Origin of the sequence: Streptomyces sp. Tue6028, assembly GCF_002300165.1 — a bacterium.
Taxonomy (GTDB): domain Bacteria; phylum Actinomycetota; class Actinomycetes; order Streptomycetales; family Streptomycetaceae; genus Streptomyces; species Streptomyces siamensis.
Window position 1 is genome coordinate 38,417 of record NZ_MLCE01000014.1, and the last position, 16,043, is coordinate 54,459.

The window sequence follows — 16,043 nt, forward strand, 5'->3', positions numbered from 1 at the left end:
TGTGGTACCTCTTCAAGTACTGCGAATTCAGGCGCAGCCAAGGGGGACGAACATGAGTTCTCGTCGCACGACGACCATCGCAGGATCGCTGCTCACGGCATCTTTCTCGGCCGTGATGATCCTTTCCTTCACCGCCGTCGCGGACGACCAGGGACCGGGGAGCAGCAAGGGGGGAAAGGCAATTGACGAGGCGCCGGCCGGTGTCAAGATGACGACGCTTCTGCCGGAGAAGATCTCGGTCGACAACAGCACGCAGAAGACGGCGATCACGGCCACGGTAAAGAATGAGGGGACCAAGGAGAGCGGCGAGATCAGGCTTTTGGTGGTCGGATTCGACGGCCTCGAGGTCAAGGGCGTCAAAGGCTGCGACGCCATGGCCGACAAGGATCTGCCCGACGGTTCGAACAGTGGTTTCGTCTGTTCGGTCGGCAGTCTCGCGGCCGGGAAGTCGAAGTCGTACGCCGTGGACGCGACGTTCGACACGAGCAAGACCGGGAAGATCTGCCTTCCGGTCCAGACGAGCGACGGGAAGAAGACGTACTGGCAGCAGGGTCCCGTGCCGTTCGGGACGACGAACCCGTCGCCGAACGCCCCCGCCACTCCGCTGCTGCTCGGCACCGACAACCAGCCGGTGGCGCCCGGCGGCGACCGGCTGCCGAAGACGGGACCCGGCAGTGAGGTCGTGCCGTTGGGCATGGCGGGTGCCGCACTGATCTCCGCGGGAGCGGCGGGACTGTGGTGGGCCCACCGTCCGCGCAGGCGGCAGCAGCTGTCCTGACGGGACGCGGCGGAGACGACGCGGGCCGGGTGCCGGGCACGGCACCCGGCCCGCGTCGCGCTCCCGCGCCATGGCGGCGCTCGGCCCGTTTCCACGCCCCCGGAGAAGGCGGCACCGGCCCCACGACCCATGCGGCATCCGGCCCGCGTCCGTGCTCCCCGGGACCTGCCGCCCCGGCACGTCCCGCACGTCTCGCACGTCTCGCACGTCTCCAGGAAAGCCTGACGGCAGATGTCAGGTAATGCCGCCAGGGTGAGCCGCATGAACACCGTCGGTACCACCGCAGACCGTGCCCGGCTCGTCCTCCGCCCCGGCGACCCGGGCTACGACGACGAACTCGCCGGCTTCCAGACCGGTTTCACGCAGCGCCCCGCCGTCGTCTTCGCCGCCGCGTCGGCCGACGACGTGGCCGCCGCGGTGACGTACGCGGCGTCCCGGCGCCTGCCGGTCGGTGTGCAGGCCACCGGGCACGGGCTGCCGGGCGCGGCCGAGGGCGGCATCCTGATCACCACACGGCGGATGGACGGGCTGCGCATCGATCCGGAGGCGCGCACCGCCCGGCTCCAGGCGGGCGTTCGCTGGGGCCAGGTCGTCCGGGCCGCCGCGCCGCACGGGCTGGCCCCGCTCAACGGGTCGGCACCGGGCGTGGGCGCCGTCTCGTACACCCTGAGCGGCGGACTCGGCATCCTGGCGCGGGAGTTCGGGTACGCGGCCGATCATGTGCGGTCGCTGGAGGTGGTCACGGCCGACGGCCGGCTGCGCCGGGTGACCCGGGAGTCGGACCCCGACCTGCACTGGGCGCTGCTCGGCGGCGGCCACAACTTCGGCGCGGTCACCGAGCTGGAGATCGGCCTGGTGCCGGTGGCCCGGCTGTACGGCGGGTCGGTCGCCTTCGACGCGGCCGTGGTCGACCCGGTGACGGTGCTGCGCGCGTACGAGCGCTGGACACGGACCGTTCCGGACGGGCTGACCTCGTCGTTCGCGGCGGTTTTGTACCCGGACGCGGCGGGGCTGCCACCGCATCTGCGGGGCCGTCACGTCGTCTCCGTGCGCGTCGCGTACACGGGCACGGCCGCACAGGGGGAGCGCCTGGTGGCCCCGCTGCGGGAGACCGGTCCGGCCCTGGCGGACACGCTGCGCGAGATGCCGTACGGCGAGAGCCACACCATCCACAGCGACCCGGACTTCCCGCACACCTACTACGGCGACAGCGCGGTGCTGCGGGAACTCGACGTCGACGCCGCCGCGGACGTCCTCGCCCGCACCGGGCCGGGCGCGTCGGCCATGTGCGTGGTGCAGATCAACCACCTCGGCGGAGCGCTCGCCCGGACCGTGCCGAACTCCGTGCCGCACCGCGACGGGCGTTTCCTCGTACGGCTGTTGGCGATGGCGGAGCGGCAGCAGGCCCGCGGCCTGCTGGACCCGGCGTTCGAGCGCCTCGCCCCGTGGACGACCGGGCGGGCGCTCAACTTCGCCTTCGGCGCGGGCGACCGCACCCGAGGGCTGTACGACCCCGCGACGCACGAGAGGCTCGCCGGGCTGAAGTCTCAGTACGACCCGGCGAACCTCTTCCGCAGGAACTACGACGTCACCGGCCGGAGCCGGCCGGACGTCACCGCTTGACGAGCTTCCAGGCGGTGGGCAGCACGCCCATCGCCAGGGCGGCCTTGAGGGCGTCACCGATCAGGAACGGGGTGAGGCCCGCAGCGACGGCGGCGCTCGCCGACATGCCGGTGGCGAGGGCCAGGTAGGGCACGCCGACCGCGTAGATGATCGCCTCACCGAGGAGCATCGTGCCGGCCATGCGCAGCACGGAACGGTCGGCGCCGCGTCGGGCCAGGGCACCCACGACGGTGGAGGCCAGCAGCATGCCGAGGATGTAGCCGAAGGACGGGGCACCGGCACCGGAACTGCCGCCGGCGAACCACGGCACACCGGCCATGCCGACGAGCGCGTACACCGCGAGGGACAGGAAGCCGCGGCCGGCGCCGAGCGCCGTGCCGACGAGGAGCGCCGCGAAGGTCTGGCCGGTCACCGGCACCGGGGAGCCCGGCACGGGCACCGAGATCTGGGCGGCGAGCCCGGTGAGCGCGGCACCGCCGATCACGAGGGCGGCATCCCGGACACGGGAGGAAGGCAGCAGATCGGCGAGGACCTCGCCGGGGCGGGAGGTCGTGACGGCAGCGGTGCTCATGGGGACTCCGGCGGGTGCGGGCAGATTCGGGACACGGTGACGCTATCCCAGCGCCCTTGAGCCGATCACCGTCAGCGCTCGACAAAGGCTGGAACGGGGACTTGGTGGGCTCCGGACAAAGAGTGGGGGTTACACCGAGTACGACGTGATACGGGTCACTGAGGTGAAGTGGCCTGGCCTACGAGGACGCGCCGCCCGGCGTCTGTAGGATCCTGCCAAACGGGCCGGCCGCTTCTCCCTGCGCCGTCTCGCCCGTCGGTCGCCGTCTGTGCAGCCGTGGCCCGCTTTGCTAGCTTCGAGCACATGGTTGCCCAGGCCCGGAACTTCTCGTCGCGTCGCCACGTCGACCTGCGACGAGTCGGCACAGCCGCCTGTCGCCCGCGTTAGCGAGGCGGACGGAGCGGATCCGGTGCGCCTCGCTTCACGAGACGGCGCAGTGTCGGACCCGTTCCCGAGGATGATCGCCATGCCCCGTGCCGCGGCACCCACTCTCCCCTCCCCCTCCTACCCCTCCCCCCGCACACCCCGCGCGGCCGACCCGGACCGGCGCCGGACCAGCGCGAGTGTCGTCCTGCGGTCCGTTCTGGAGCACGGCCCGGTGGCGCGCAGCACCATCGCCCGGCTGACCGGGCTGTCGCCGGCGTCGGTGACGGACTACTGCGCCCGGTTCACCGAACGCGGCCTGATCCGTGAGGCGGCCGCGCCCCGGAGGTCGAACGGGGTGGGCCGCCCGCACGTCCCCGTCGACCTGGACGACTCACGGCTCGTGGTCGGCGGGGTGCACGTCGCCGTGCCGTACACCACGGTGGCGCTGCTCGATCTGCGCGGCCGGGTGCTGGCCCGGCGCGAGTTGAAGCACGAGCGCACCGATCCGGGGGCCGTGCTGGCGCGGGCCGCCGAGGGGCTCGGAGCCCTGCTGGCGGGTGCCCCCGACTGCCGGCCCCTCGGCGTCGGCGTGGCCGTCGGCGGCTGGGTGGACCGGGAGTCCGGGACCGTCGTGGAGCACCCGTTGCTGGGCTGGCGTGACGTGCCGGTGCGGGAGGTGCTCGGCGAGCGCACCGGGCTGCCGGTCCATGTGGACGGGCACGCGCGGGCGCTGGTCAACGGGGAGCGGCTGTTCGGGCTGGCGCGGGGCAGCGGGAGCGTGCTGCATCTGTTCGTCGGCAACGTGGTCGACGCGGCGTTCGCCACCAACGACGAGGTGCACCACGGGCCCCGCTCGCAGGCGGGCGCCATCTCCCATCTGCCGGTGCCGGGCGGCACGGAGCCGTGCGACTGCGGCCGGTCCGGCTGCCTCCAGGCCGAGTTGAGCGAGCGCACGCTGTGCCGGCGGGCGCGGGAGGCGGGGGTCGTCGAAGGGGCGAACCCCATGCACGTGGTCACGGCGGCGGCCGCGGGCGACCGTGCGGCCGTACGGCTGCTGGTGGAGCGGGCCGGCGCCGTCGGGCGGGCGGCGCGGCTGCTGCTCGACGTGCTCAATCCGGAGACGGTGGTCGTGACGGAGGTCGGGGTCATCCACCGGGAGGACTGCCTCGACGCGCTGCGCGAGGCGGTCGGCGACGAACGCGCGGCGTCCGTCGTCCCGACGAGTTTCGCGGATTCCGTCCTTGCCGTGGCTGGCGGTTCGGTGGCTCTGGACGTGCTCTACCGGGATCCGCTGGCCGCGTCACCTGAGGCTATTTAATTCAGAAACTCCGAATGTTGACAGGGACCGCCGATGACCAGGAACATCCTGCTCATGAGCCTGTTCGTGAGCTGTCGCACCCTTTGTTGCTGACACGTTGCCGCGTGTGAAGCGCTCATTTCCTCCTGCGTGAATTTCCTTTGCACGGCCTTCTGCGGCCCGGAATTCCGCATGCGCATCCTCCTCTGAATCCACCCTTTGCCCTGCCCTATGAACTCGCGGAGTCCTTCCATGCCTTCCTCCCCCGTGTCGGGTGTCGACCGACGGCTCTTCCTCACGTCCCTGCTCGGTGCCGCGGCCGGTGTCGCCGGGCTCAGCGGCTGCGCCCAGGACAGCGCGGCCGCCGCCGGCAAGGGCGCCTCCACCGCCCCGCTCGCCGACAAGGTCCCGGCCGGCACGAGCCTGAAGATCGCCTCCTACCAGAACGTGCAGCAGCTCCAGTTCAAGCTGGCCAAGCTGGGCGAGCTGCCCTTCAAGGTGTCCAGCTGGGTGAACACCGGCGCCGGCCCCGATGTCATCAACGCCTTCCGCGCCAAGTCCCTGGAGGTCGCCAACAACGCGGGCATTCCGCCGATCCAGGCGCACTACCAGGGCTTCGAGGCGAAGATCGTCGCGATCAACGTCACCCGCAAGCCCAACTACCTCTTCGCCACGAAGCCCGGCAGCGACATCCGGTCGGTCGCCGACTTCAAGGGGAAGAAGCTGGCCTTCTCGCAGGGCCAGGCGCAGGGTGTAGTCCTCCTGCGGGCGCTCAAGAAGGCCGGGCTGAAGTACGACGACGTGAAGCTCGTCCCGCTGACCAGCAACCAGTTCCTGACGGCCCTCCAGTCGGGGCAGGTGGACGTCGCCCCGCTCGCGAACAGCCAGGCGCCCGGCTATCTGCAGCAGTACGAGTCCAAGGGCGCCCGCACCATCCCCACGGACGTCGTCGACCTGCTCAACCTGCTGTGGGCGCCGACCTCCGTGCTGAACGACTCCGCGAAGGCCGCCGCGGTCGCCGCGTACATCCCGTACTGGGCCAAGGGCCAGGTCTGGACGTACGAGAACCCCGACGTCTGGAACGAGGAGTTCTACGTCAAGACGCAGAACCTGACCCTCGCGCAGGCCCGGGGGATCACCGCACTCGCCAACAAGCCTCTGTTCCCGCCGAGCTGGGACGAGGCCGTCAAGTGGGAGCAGGAGACGGCCGACCTGCTGGCGGAGGGCGGCTTCGTGAAGAAGTTCGACGTCTCCTCGCTCTTCGACCACCGCTTCGAGGGCATCGCCGCCAAGTCCGTGGCCGCCGAGTACCGGAGGTGAGCGCCGTGACCACGACCACGACCGCGAGTACGGCTACAGGCACCGGCTCGACCACTGCCGCACCGGTGAAGGACCGGGAGGAGGGCCATGGGACACGGCGGCGGCGCCGCAGTCTGTCCCCCGGCAGGAGTCTGCCCGCCTCCCGGCTCGTCGGACCCGCCGTGCTCCTCGCCCTGTGGGCCGGGGCCTCCGCCGCCGGACGGCTCGACCCCGGTGCGATCCCGGCTCCCTGGACCGTGCTGAGGACAGCCGGTCATCTGTGGACCGCCGGGACCCTGCCCACGGACATCCTGACCTCGCTGGAGCGCGCCGCGTACGGCTTCGCGATCGGCCTCACCGCCGGCGTCGCCCTCGCGCTCGCCTCCGGACTGAGCCGGATCGGCGAGGCGCTGATCGACGGGACGGTGAACCTGAACCGGGCGATCCCGACCCTCGGCCTCATCCCGCTGTTCATCCTGTGGCTGGGCATCGGCGAGAGCTTCAAGATCGCGATCATCGCCATCGTCGTCTACATCCCGATCTACCTCAACACGCATGCGGCACTGTCCGGCATCGACAGCCGTTTCGTCGAACTCGCCGAGGTGCAGGGCCTGTCGAGGTGGGCCTTCATCCGCCAGATCGTCATCCCCGGCGCCCTGCCCGGCTTCTTCGTAGGGCTCCGGCTCGGCGTGACGGGCTCCTGGCTGGGCCTGGTGGTGCTGGAGCAGATCAACGCCACCAGCGGCCTCGGCTACATGATGTTCCAGGCCCAGAACTACGGCCAGTCCGACGTCATCCTCGTCGGCCTGCTGGTCTACGGCGTCTTCGGCCTGGTCTCCGACAGCACGGTCCGTCTCATCGAACGGAGGGTGCTGTCATGGCGCCGAACACTGAGCAGCTGACCCGGCCCGCCGTCCAACTGCGGAGTCTGACCCGGTCGTTCGCGGGCCGCACGGTTCTCGACGGCATCGACCTCGACCTCCCGGCCGGACAGTTCACGGCCCTCCTCGGGCACAGCGGGTCCGGCAAGAGCACCCTGCTGCGGGCCATCGCCGGCCTCGACCACGACGTCACCGGAAGCGGCCGGCTCACCGCGCCGGGGAGGGTGTCCGTCGTCTTCCAGGACTCGCGGCTGCTGCCCTGGCGGCGCGTCCTCGACAACGTGCTGCTCGGCACGGACGGCAAGGACGCCGCCGCGAAGGGCCGCTCGGCCCTCGCCGAGGTGGGGCTCGCGGGACGCGAACGGGCCTGGCCCAACGAGCTGTCGGGCGGCGAGGCCCAGCGGGCCGCCCTGGCCCGCTCCCTGGTCCGTGAGCCCGAACTCCTGCTGGCCGACGAGCCGTTCGGCGCGCTGGACGCCCTCACCCGGATCAAGATGCACAACCTGCTGCGCGAGCTGTGGGAGCGCCACCGGCCCTCCGTCCTGCTCGTCACCCACGACGTGGACGAGGCGATCGTGCTCGCCGACCGCGTGCTCGTCCTCGACCAGGGCCGTATCGGCCTGGACCTGACCATCGACCGACCACACCCGCGCTCCTACCGGGACCCGCTGCTCGGCGAGTACCGGGAGCGGCTGCTCGCCGCCCTGGGCGTGACGGAGGACCACGCATGACCCGGCACCTGCACCTGAACGCGTTCCTGATGAGCACCGGTCACCACGAGGCGTCCTGGCGGCTCCCCGAGAGCGACCCGTACGCGCACGTCGACCTCGCCCACTACGTCCGCCTCGCCCGTACCGCCGAACGCGGCACCTTCGACTCCCTGTTCCTCGCCGACGGCCCCCAGTTGTGGAGCAGCGTGGGCCAGCGTCCCGCGGGCGCGCTGGAACCGCTCACCCTGCTCACCGCGCTGGCGACGGCCACCGAACACATCGGGCTGATCGCCACCGCCTCCACCTCGTACAACTCGCCGTACAACCTGGCCCGCAAGTTCGCCTCGCTGGACATCATCAGCGGCGGCCGGGCGGGCTGGAACATCGTCACCACCGCGGGCGCGGAGGCCGCCCGCAACTTCGGTCTGGACGCCGAGCCCGCCCACGCCGACCGCTACGCCCGCGCCGCCGAGTTCCTCGACGTGGCGCTCAAGCTCTGGGACAGCTGGGAGGACGACGCGATCGTCGCCGACAAGGCGGCCGGCGTCTGGGGCGACGACGCGAAGATCCACCCGCCCCGGCACAAGGGGACGTACTTCAGCGTCGAGGGCGCCCTCAACGTGCCGCGCTCCCCGCAGGGTTACCCGCTCCTCGTGCAGGCGGGCTCCTCCGAGGACGGCAAGCGGTTCGCCGCCCGCCACGCGGAGGCGGTGTTCACGGCCCAGCAGACCGTCGAGGACGCCCGGGCCTTCTACGCCGACCTGAAGTCCCGCACCGCGCGGGAGGGCAGGAACCCCGACCACATCAAGGTGCTGCCCGGCATCGTCCCCGTCATCGGCTCCACCGAGGCCGAGGCACGGGCCCACGAGCAGGAGCTGGAGGACCACATCGTGCACACGCACGGGGTGGCGCACCTGGAACGGCTGCTCCACCTGGAGCCCGGTGCCCTCGACCTCGACGCGCCGCTGCCCGACGACCTGCCGCCGGAGAGCGCGATCGAGGGCGCCAAGAGCCGGTACACGCTGATCGTGCGGCTGGCCCGGCGCGAACGGCTCACCGTCCGGCAGCTCATCGGCAGGCTCGGCGGCGGTCGCGGGCACCTCACGTTCACCGGCACGCCCGAGCAGGTCGCCGACGCCGTCGAGGCGTGGTTCACCCAGGGCGCCGCCGACGGCTTCAACATCATGCCGCCGGTCCTGCCGTCCGGCCTGGACGCCTTCGTCGACCACGTCGTGCCCCTGCTGCGCGCCCGCGGGCTGCTCCGCACCGAGTACGGCCCGCGCCAGACCCTCCGGGAGCGCTACGGCCTCCCCCGCCCCGCCAACCAGCACGTCCCCGAGCTCCCGGCTGCGCTCCCGCAGCCCTCGTCCGCCCTCGTCTGAAAGGACCCGTCATGCCCGACATCGAGATCCGCAAGGTCACCGCGCACATCGGCGCCGAGGTGTCCGGGATCGACATCGCCGCGCCGCTCGACGAGACGACCGTCGCCGCGCTGCGTGAGGCCCTCAACATCCACAAGGCGCTCGTCTTCGACGCGGTGGACCTGGACGACGAGGGCCAGCAGGCCTTCGCCCGGCACTTCGGGGGGATCACCACCGCGCACCCGACGGTGCCGGCGGTCGACGGCGCCCCGAACGTGCTGCCGGTGGACAGCGAACGCGGCCGGGCCGCCAACCACTGGCACACCGACGTCACCTTCGTCCTCAACCCGCCGCAGGCCAGCACGCTGCGCAGCATCACCGTCCCGCCGTACGGGGGCGAGACCCTCATCGCCGACGCGGCGGCCGCCTACCGCGACCTGCCGCAGCCGCTGCGCGCGCTGGCCGACACCCTGTGGGCCGAGCACACCAACGACTACGACTACGCGGTGCCCGAGGAGCAGGTCGACGAGGAGCAGGCCGCACAGCGCGCCCAGTTCACGTCGATCAAGTACCGCACCGCCCACCCGGTCGTCCGCGTCCACCCGCTGACCGGCGAACGCGGGCTGTTCATCGGCGGGTTCGCGCAGCGGATCGTGGGGCTGTCGGTGGGCGAGTCCCGCAAGATCCTCGACCTGCTCCAGGCGTACGTCACCCGCCCGGAGAACATCCTGCGCTGGCGCTGGTCCCCCGGCCAGCTGGTGCTGTTCGACAACCGGATCACCCAGCACTACGCGATCGACAACTACGACGGTCTGCCGCGCCGGCTGCACCGTGTGACCGTCGCCGGTGACGTGCCGGTCGGCATCGAGGGCAAGGAGAGCTACTCGATCACCGGGGACGCCTCGCACTACACGCCGGTCGCCGCGTGAGCGTGCGAACGCACCTGGTGGGGGCGCCCGCGAGCCCCTGACCGCGGCGCGTCCGCGGTGAGCGCGCGGCTACACGACGTGAGACGAGTGTCCGGATACTGGGCGGTCTCTCCCGCTGAGCGGAGAGGCCGCCCAGACTGTGGGCGTTTTTGCACTCGCAACGTAAGGGACCACCCGCTCTCATGTCCCGCACCACCCTCGACTCACCGCCCGACGCGCCGCCCGCCGCGCCCGGAGCCGACGTCGCCCTCTCCCACGGGCTCAAGCAGCGCCACCTCTCGATGATCGCCCTCGGCGGTGTCATCGGAGCGGGCCTGTTCGTCGGCTCCGGGGCGGGCATCGCCGCCGCCGGGCCCTCGATCGTCATCGCGTACGCCGTCTCCGGCCTGCTCGTCATGCTGGTGATGCGGATGCTCGGGGAGATGTCGGCCGCGTATCCCTCGTCCGGCTCCTTCTCCGCGCACGCGGAGCGCGCGATCGGCCCCTGGGCCGGCTTCACCGCAGGCTGGTCCTTCTGGGTGCTTCTGTGCACGGCCGTGGGCCTGGAGGGCATCGGCGCCGCGAAGATCGTCACCGGCTGGCTGCCCGGCACACCCGCCTGGGCGTGGGTGGCGCTGTTCATGGTCGTCTTCTGCGGGGTCAATCTCGCCGCGGTGAAGAACTTCGGCGAGTTCGAGTTCTGGTTCGCCGCCCTGAAGGTCGGCGCGATCACGCTGTTCCTGGTGCTCGGCGTGCTGGCCGTCACCGGCGTCCTGCCGGGCACGGACGCGCCCGGCACCTCGAACCTGACCGACTTCCTGCCCAACGGCGGTGAGGGACTGGTCATCGGACTGCTCGCCTCGGTCTTCGCGTACGGCGGCATGGAGACGGTGACCATCGCGGCGGCCGAGTCGGAGAACCCGGTCCGTGGCGTGGCGAGCGCCGTCCGCACCGCCATGTGGCGCATCGCCCTGTTCTACATCGGCTCGATGGCCGTCGTCGTCACGCTCGTGCCGTGGGACTCCCCGGCGGTCGTCGAGGCCGGCCCGTACGTCGCCGCGCTCCAGCACATCGGCATCGACGGCGCCGGCCAGGTGATGGACGTGGTCATCCTCGCCGCCCTGCTGTCGGCGATGAACGCGAACATCTACGGCTCCTCGCGCATCGCGTACTCGCTCGTGCAGCGCGGGCAGGGCCCGAAGGTGCTGGGCCGGGCGTCCGGCGGGGTGCCGCGGATCGCGGTGCTCGCCTCCAGCGTGTTCGGCTTCGTGTGCGTGCTGCTCAGCTACTGGCGGCCGGACGACGTGTTCCCCTGGCTGCTGAACATGATCGGCGCGGTCATCCTGGTGGTCTGGATCTTCATCGCGGTCTCCCAGCTCCTGCTGCGCCGCCGCATGGAGCGCGAGACGCCGGAGAAGCTGGTCGTGCGCATGTGGGCGTTCCCGGTGCTGACCTGGGTGGCGCTGGCGGGCATGGCAGCGATCTTCGTACTGATGGCGCGGGAGCCCGACACGCGGGTGCAGCTGTACTCGACCGGCGGCATGACCGTGTTCCTGGCGGTCGTCGGCTACGCCTGGCAGCGGGCGAAGGCGCGCACCCGCGCCTGACACGCATCACCGAGGGGCCCTCGCGCGGAGGACGGATTCCGCGCGAGGGCCCTTCGGCGTGCCCGGGCACGCGTCCTCACCTTCTTGCTGTTAGCGTGCACTTGCAAGTTGTTCGCAATAAGAGGTCGGAGGGGACCCGCCATGCCCGTCTACACGCTCCCTGAACTTCCGTACGACTACTCCGCGCTCGCCCCCGTGATCAGCCCCGAGATCATCGAGCTGCACCACGACAAGCACCACGCGGCCTATGTGAAGGGCGCCAACGACACGCTGGAGCAGCTCGCGGAAGCGCGCGACAAGGAGGCGTGGGGCTCGGTCAACGGCCTGGAGAAGAATCTGGCCTTCCATCTGTCCGGCCACATCCTGCACTCGATCTACTGGCACAACATGACGGGCGACGGCGGCGGCGAACCGCTGGCGGCGGACGGCGTGGGCGGCCTGGCCGACGCCATCACCGAGTCGTTCGGCTCCTTCGCCGCCTTCAAGGCCCAGCTGACCAAGGCCGCCGCGACCACCCAGGGCTCGGGCTGGGGCGTCCTCGCCCACGAGCCGCTCAGCGGGCGTCTGATCGTCGAGCAGATCTACGACCACCAGGGCAACGTCGGCCAGGGGTCGGTGCCGCTCCTCGTCTTCGACGCCTGGGAGCACGCCTTCTACCTCCAGTACAAGAACCAGAAGGTCGACTTCATCGAGGCCATGTGGCAGGTCGTGAACTGGCAGGACGTGGCCCGGCGTCACGAAGCGGCCACGTCCCGCGCCGACGTGTTGCTGCCGGCCCGTTGAGCCGGGTATGAAGCGTCCTGCTCGTGATCGTCTTCTCACCCTTCACGTGGCAGGCGGATGAACGGGAAGCCCCCGCGAGGACCTGACTCGTGGGGGCTTCCCCCGTTCCCGGGCACCGGCCGGCACCGGCGCGGGCGGGCCGGTCACTCAGTCGCAGGGGACGTTGAGCGACAGCAGGGCGGCTCGTCCGTCCTCGAAGCGGAGTTCGCTGACCGCCGCGTTACGCAGCTGCGGGAAGACGCGGCGGTACTCGCTCAGCGGGACGGACAGGACGGAGCACAGCACCAGGCGGAGCAGGGTGTTGTGGGCGACGACCAGGACACGTCCGCCGGGGTGGGCGGCGGCGATGCGGCGCAGGGCGTCCGCGCCGCGGGCCGCGGCCGTGCGCGGGTCCTCCGCCTCCGGGAAGGGGTACGACACCGGATCCGTCCGGAAGGCCTTCGCGCGCTGCGGGTTCTCGGCCTCGAACTCGGCGAGCGTACGGCCCTCCACGACACCGAAGTCGCATTCGCGCAGGGCCGGTTCGCGGTGCGGGGTGAGGCCGAGGACCCGGCAGGCGGGGCCGGCGGTGGCGATGGCGCGGGACACGGTCGAGGTCCAGATCGCGTCGACGGGGTGGGCGGCGGCCCAGCGCCCGAGGGCCTCCGCCTGGGCGCGCCCCTCGTCGGTGAGGGCGACGTCGCTCACTCCGGCGTAGCGGTTCTCGGCGTGCCAGACGGTCTGCCCGTGCCGGGCCAGCAGCAAGGTCGTGCTCGTGGTCCTCATGAGGCCGCAGTATCCAGGCCAGGACGCGTTCATGAGCCCGTAGCGCCGAGGCCGAGACGCGAGCGTGCGTGCGCGGCGACGGGGGCGGCCAGCCAGCCGCGCCGCTCCAGTTCGCCGACCAGCCGTGCGTAGGACGCGGCGAACAGCGCGGTGCGGGCGGGGCGGGGGGTGACGACCGTGCGGACACGGACCATCCGGTCGGCCGCCCCGGCGAGGGTGGACGCCGCGCCCATGCCGTGGGCGGCCAGCGCGGCCATGCCCAGGGCGGGTTCGGTCTCCTCGGGGATCCGGGCGGGGCGGCCGAGGATGTCGGCGCGGAGCTGGTTCCAGTACGGGCTGCGGGCGGCGCCGCCCGTGAAGGTGAGCGTGCCGTCCATGGGGGCTCCGAGGGAGTGCAGGGTGTCCAGACAGAGACGCTCGGCGAAACCGACGCCCTGGAGCAGGGCGGCCCACAGGTCCGCGTCCGAGGCGGGGCTGCCGAGGACGAAGGCGGTTGCCTCGGGGGCGAGGAAGGGAAAACGTTCGCCGGGTGAGGCCAGCGGATAGGCGATGACGGACGCGGGTTCGTGGGCGGCGGCGGCCCGGTCCAGGACGGCGGGCTCGGCGTCGGGGAAGTACACGGCGAGCGCGCCGGCGCCGACGCTCGACGCGCCGCCCGGCAGCCATCCCCCGTCCGGCGCACGGTGGTTGTAGACCACGCCGGTGGCGTCCCGCACCGGCCGCGGGGCCGCGCCCTTGAGGACGAGCGTCGTCCCGAGGACCGAGTTCCAGGAGCCCTCGTGCAGGGCGCCGGAGGCGATCTGGGCCGCGCACCCGTCGGTCATCCCGGCGACGACGGTGGTGCCGACGGGGATGCCGGTCCGCTCGGCGGCGCTCGCGCAGACCTCGCCGATCCGGGTCCCGGGACGGACGACATCGGGCAACAGCGCGACTTCGAAGCCGAGTTCGGCGAACGCGGCGAGCGGCCAGGTGTCGTGCTCCACGTCGTAGGCGGTCTTGAGGGCGTGGCTGGAGTCCGTGGGCGGGAGCGTGCCGGTGAGCCGCGCGACGATCACGTCGGGCTGGTGCATCAGCCGGACCGCGCGCCCGTCGCCCGCCCCGTGCTCGCGGGCCAGCCAGAGCGCCTTCGGCAGACCCCAGGCGTTCTGGACCACGAGGCCTCTCGCGCGGGCACGGTCGGCGTCCTGGGCGGCGCGTCCGTCGTCGTACATGAGGGCCGGGCCGACCGGACGTGCGGCGGCGTCCGCGAGCAGCACCGTCCCGGACGTGCCGCACACCGCGAGCCCGCCGATCCGCACCCGCAGGCGGTCCCGGAGCGCTGCCCGGGACGCCGTGCACACCGCGTCCCACCAGTCCCCCGGGTCCTGCTCGTGCCGCACTCCCGCGCGTCGCCCGCGCAGCGGGGCGACGGCGCTGCCGAGGACCGTGCCGTCGCCCGTGACGAGCAGGACGCGGACGCTCTGCGTGCCGAGGTCGACGCCGAGCCATGCCGTCCCGGCTTCCTCCATGAGGACCTCCCACATCGCGACCGGCACTGTGAACTTCACACTCTGCCCCGATATTTTCCCCTGCGCGAGGGATTGACGGTCAACCCCCGCCGTTACACCCTCTGTTAACGAGTCGACTCGACGTGTTAACCGGACCGGACCGTACCGACGTGGAGGTCACGGATGGACATGCACGTGCACGACCGCCGGCGCTTCCTCACCCTGGCCGCCGCGGCCGCCTCGGCACCGCTGCTGACGGCCTGCGGCGCCGGGTTCGGCGGAGACGACAAGAAGAGCGACGGGTCGGCCGCCGACGACGTCACCGGTTCCTTCGACTGGAAGCGGGAGAAGGGCAAGACGGTCAAGGCCCTGCTGAACAAGCACCCGTACACGGACGCCCTGATCGCCGACCTCAAGACGTTCACCGAGAAGACCGGCATCAAGGTCGAGTACGACGTCTTCCCCGAGGACAACTACTTCGACAAGCTCACCGTCGACCTGTCCAGCGGGCGCGCCTCGTACGACGTGTTCATGCTCGGCGCCTACATGGTGTGGCAGTACGGGCCGCCGGGATGGCTGGAGGACCTCGGGCCGTGGATGCGCAACTCCTCGGCCACCGGCGACGAATGGGACCAGGACGACTTCTTCCCCAACCTCCTCCAGGCCGACCAGTGGTCGCTGAAGGCGGGGGCGCCGCTCGGGCGGGGCGGGCAGTACGCGCTGCCGTGGGGCTGGGAGACGAACGTGGTCGCGTACAACACGGACGTGTTCAGGAAGCTCGGGCTGAAGCCCGCGGAGAGCTTCGACGAACTGCGTGAACTGGCCTCCGTCATCAAGCGCAAGGCGCCCGGCGCCGGGTTCGACGGGATGTACGGGATCGCGGTGCGCGGTTCGCGCAGCTGGGCGACCATCCACCCCGGGTTCATGACGATGTACGCGCGCAACGGCCTGAAGGACTTCACCGTCACCGACGGCCGGCTCAAGCCCGCGATGAACAGCCCGGAGGCCGTCGCCTTCACCCAGGACTGGACGGACATGGTCAAGAAGGGCGGCCCGCCGTCCTGGACGTCGTACACCTGGTACCAGTGCTCCAGCGACCTGGGGGCGAAGAAGGCCGGGATGCTCTTCGACGCGGACACGGCCGCGTACTTCCAGGCCGTGGCGGGGGCGAGCCCCGCGTCCGGGAAGATCGCCTTCCACCCTGGTCCGAAGGGTCCCGGCGGCTCCCTCGCCACCAACATGTGGATCTGGTCGCTCGGCATGAACGCCAAGAGCGGCAAGAAGTCCGCGGCCTGGCTGTTCCTCCAGTGGGCCACCGGCAAGGAGCACCTGCGCAAGGGCGCGATCACCCACAACCACATCGACCCGGTCCGCAGGTCGATCAGTCAGGACGGCGCGTACAAGGACAAGATGAAGCATCTGGAGGGCTTCATCGACACCTTCGAGACGGTCGTCGACCAGACGAAGATCCAGTTCACTCCGCAGGAACAGTTCTTCGACGCGACGACGAGCTGGGCGGCGGCGCTCCAGGAGATCTACGGCGGCAAGAACGCCAAGTCCGTCCTCGGCGGACTGGCGAGCGACCTCGCCGCCAAGGTGGGCTGAGC

At 71.5% G+C, this 16,043-nt stretch carries 14 protein-coding genes; 11 read left to right on the forward strand and 3 right to left on the reverse strand.

The genetic code is table 11. The annotated features are described in order from the left end of the window. Nucleotides 1–52: 52 nt before the first annotated feature. Both BKI49_RS12610 and BKI49_RS12615 read left to right on the forward strand, forming a co-directional pair. Nucleotides 53–778: an LPXTG cell wall anchor domain-containing protein gene (locus BKI49_RS12610; protein WP_095934336.1), complete on the forward strand. Its 726-nt coding sequence runs from the start codon at nt 53–55 to the stop codon at nt 776–778. A gap of 261 nt (nt 779–1,039) precedes the next feature. Continuing rightward, nucleotides 1,040–2,401, forward strand: coding sequence for an FAD-binding oxidoreductase (locus BKI49_RS12615; RefSeq protein ID WP_095934337.1), 1,362 nt, complete (start codon nt 1,040–1,042; stop codon nt 2,399–2,401). On the opposite strand, the gene BKI49_RS12620 is transcribed toward BKI49_RS12615, so the two are convergent. Continuing rightward, nucleotides 2,391–2,972, reverse strand: coding sequence for a biotin transporter BioY (locus BKI49_RS12620; RefSeq protein ID WP_095934338.1), 582 nt, complete (start codon nt 2,970–2,972; stop codon nt 2,391–2,393). The two genes, BKI49_RS12615 and BKI49_RS12620, sit on opposite strands and share 11 nt — an antisense overlap. Nucleotides 2,973–3,438: 466 nt before the next feature. Between BKI49_RS12620 and BKI49_RS12625 the strand changes: the two genes are divergently transcribed. The 8 genes from BKI49_RS12625 (at nt 3,439) to BKI49_RS12665 (ending at nt 12,184) form a co-directional block, all read left to right on the forward strand. Beyond that, nucleotides 3,439–4,656 (forward strand): ROK family transcriptional regulator, encoded by a 1,218-nt coding sequence (locus BKI49_RS12625; protein WP_095934462.1) that lies wholly within the window; start codon nt 3,439–3,441, stop codon nt 4,654–4,656. A gap of 231 nt (nt 4,657–4,887) precedes the next feature. After that, nucleotides 4,888–5,955, forward strand: a complete 1,068-nt coding sequence (locus tag BKI49_RS12635) for an ABC transporter substrate-binding protein (RefSeq protein WP_095934340.1) — start codon at nt 4,888–4,890, stop codon at nt 5,953–5,955. Further along, a complete protein-coding gene (locus BKI49_RS12640; protein ID WP_179332426.1) occupies nt 5,952–6,836 on the forward strand; it encodes an ABC transporter permease in 885 nt (294 codons plus the stop codon). Before BKI49_RS12635 ends, BKI49_RS12640 begins: the two co-directional genes overlap by 4 nt. After that, on the forward strand, nt 6,812–7,546 hold the full coding sequence (locus BKI49_RS12645; protein WP_095934342.1) for an ABC transporter ATP-binding protein: 735 nt from the start codon (nt 6,812–6,814) through the stop codon (nt 7,544–7,546). Before BKI49_RS12640 ends, BKI49_RS12645 begins: the two co-directional genes overlap by 25 nt. Next, nucleotides 7,543–8,907 carry an LLM class flavin-dependent oxidoreductase gene (locus BKI49_RS12650; RefSeq protein WP_095934343.1) on the forward strand — a complete coding sequence of 455 codons (1,365 nt, stop codon included), beginning with the start codon at nt 7,543–7,545 and terminating at the stop codon, nt 8,905–8,907. Before BKI49_RS12645 ends, BKI49_RS12650 begins: the two co-directional genes overlap by 4 nt. An 11-nt stretch (nt 8,908–8,918) precedes the next feature. Next, nucleotides 8,919–9,815, forward strand: a complete 897-nt coding sequence (locus tag BKI49_RS12655) for a TauD/TfdA dioxygenase family protein (RefSeq protein ID WP_095934344.1) — start codon at nt 8,919–8,921, stop codon at nt 9,813–9,815. 182 nt (nt 9,816–9,997) lie between these two features. Next, the gene (locus tag BKI49_RS12660; protein WP_095934345.1) at nt 9,998–11,401 is read left to right on the forward strand and encodes an amino acid permease; all 1,404 of its coding nucleotides are present in this window, start codon (nt 9,998–10,000) and stop codon (nt 11,399–11,401) included. 141 nt (nt 11,402–11,542) lie between these two features. Continuing rightward, a complete protein-coding gene (locus BKI49_RS12665) occupies nt 11,543–12,184 on the forward strand; it encodes a superoxide dismutase (RefSeq protein WP_095934346.1) in 642 nt (213 codons plus the stop codon). A 147-nt stretch (nt 12,185–12,331) separates the two neighbouring features. Here BKI49_RS12665 and BKI49_RS12670 read toward each other — a convergent pair whose 3' ends face one another. Together BKI49_RS12670 and BKI49_RS12675 are read right to left on the reverse strand one after the other, a co-directional pair. Then, the gene (locus BKI49_RS12670; protein ID WP_095934347.1) at nt 12,332–12,949 is read right to left on the reverse strand and encodes a histidine phosphatase family protein; all 618 of its coding nucleotides are present in this window, start codon (nt 12,947–12,949) and stop codon (nt 12,332–12,334) included. A 29-nt stretch (nt 12,950–12,978) separates the two neighbouring features. Continuing rightward, on the reverse strand, nt 12,979–14,457 hold the full coding sequence (locus tag BKI49_RS12675; protein WP_095934463.1) for an FGGY-family carbohydrate kinase: 1,479 nt from the start codon (nt 14,455–14,457) through the stop codon (nt 12,979–12,981). A gap of 162 nt (nt 14,458–14,619) precedes the next feature. Here BKI49_RS12675 and BKI49_RS12680 point away from each other — a divergent pair, with 162 nt between their 5' ends. After that, a complete protein-coding gene (locus BKI49_RS12680; protein ID WP_095934348.1) occupies nt 14,620–16,041 on the forward strand; it encodes an ABC transporter substrate-binding protein in 1,422 nt (473 codons plus the stop codon). The last annotated feature ends 2 nt before the right edge of the window (nt 16,042–16,043 follow it).

Excerpts from the sequence above, each read along its gene's own strand:
- BKI49_RS12610 (WP_095934336.1), top strand. The coding sequence starts at position 53 with ATGAGTTCTCGTCGCACGACGACCATCGCAGGATCGCTGCTCACGGCA.
- BKI49_RS12615 (WP_095934337.1), top strand. The coding sequence starts at position 1,040 with ATGAACACCGTCGGTACCACCGCAGACCGTGCCCGGCTCGTCCTCCGC.
- BKI49_RS12620 (WP_095934338.1), bottom strand. The coding sequence starts at position 2,972 with ATGAGCACCGCTGCCGTCACGACCTCCCGCCCCGGCGAGGTCCTCGCC.
- BKI49_RS12625 (WP_095934462.1), top strand. The coding sequence starts at position 3,439 with ATGCCCCGTGCCGCGGCACCCACTCTCCCCTCCCCCTCCTACCCCTCC.
- BKI49_RS12635 (WP_095934340.1), top strand. The coding sequence starts at position 4,888 with ATGCCTTCCTCCCCCGTGTCGGGTGTCGACCGACGGCTCTTCCTCACG.
- BKI49_RS12645 (WP_095934342.1), top strand. The coding sequence starts at position 6,812 with ATGGCGCCGAACACTGAGCAGCTGACCCGGCCCGCCGTCCAACTGCGG.
- BKI49_RS12650 (WP_095934343.1), top strand. The coding sequence starts at position 7,543 with ATGACCCGGCACCTGCACCTGAACGCGTTCCTGATGAGCACCGGTCAC.
- BKI49_RS12655 (WP_095934344.1), top strand. The coding sequence starts at position 8,919 with ATGCCCGACATCGAGATCCGCAAGGTCACCGCGCACATCGGCGCCGAG.
- BKI49_RS12660 (WP_095934345.1), top strand. The coding sequence starts at position 9,998 with ATGTCCCGCACCACCCTCGACTCACCGCCCGACGCGCCGCCCGCCGCG.
- BKI49_RS12665 (WP_095934346.1), top strand. The coding sequence starts at position 11,543 with ATGCCCGTCTACACGCTCCCTGAACTTCCGTACGACTACTCCGCGCTC.
- BKI49_RS12670 (WP_095934347.1), bottom strand. The coding sequence starts at position 12,949 with ATGAGGACCACGAGCACGACCTTGCTGCTGGCCCGGCACGGGCAGACC.
- BKI49_RS12675 (WP_095934463.1), bottom strand. The coding sequence starts at position 14,457 with ATGGAGGAAGCCGGGACGGCATGGCTCGGCGTCGACCTCGGCACGCAG.
- BKI49_RS12680 (WP_095934348.1), top strand. The coding sequence starts at position 14,620 with ATGGACATGCACGTGCACGACCGCCGGCGCTTCCTCACCCTGGCCGCC.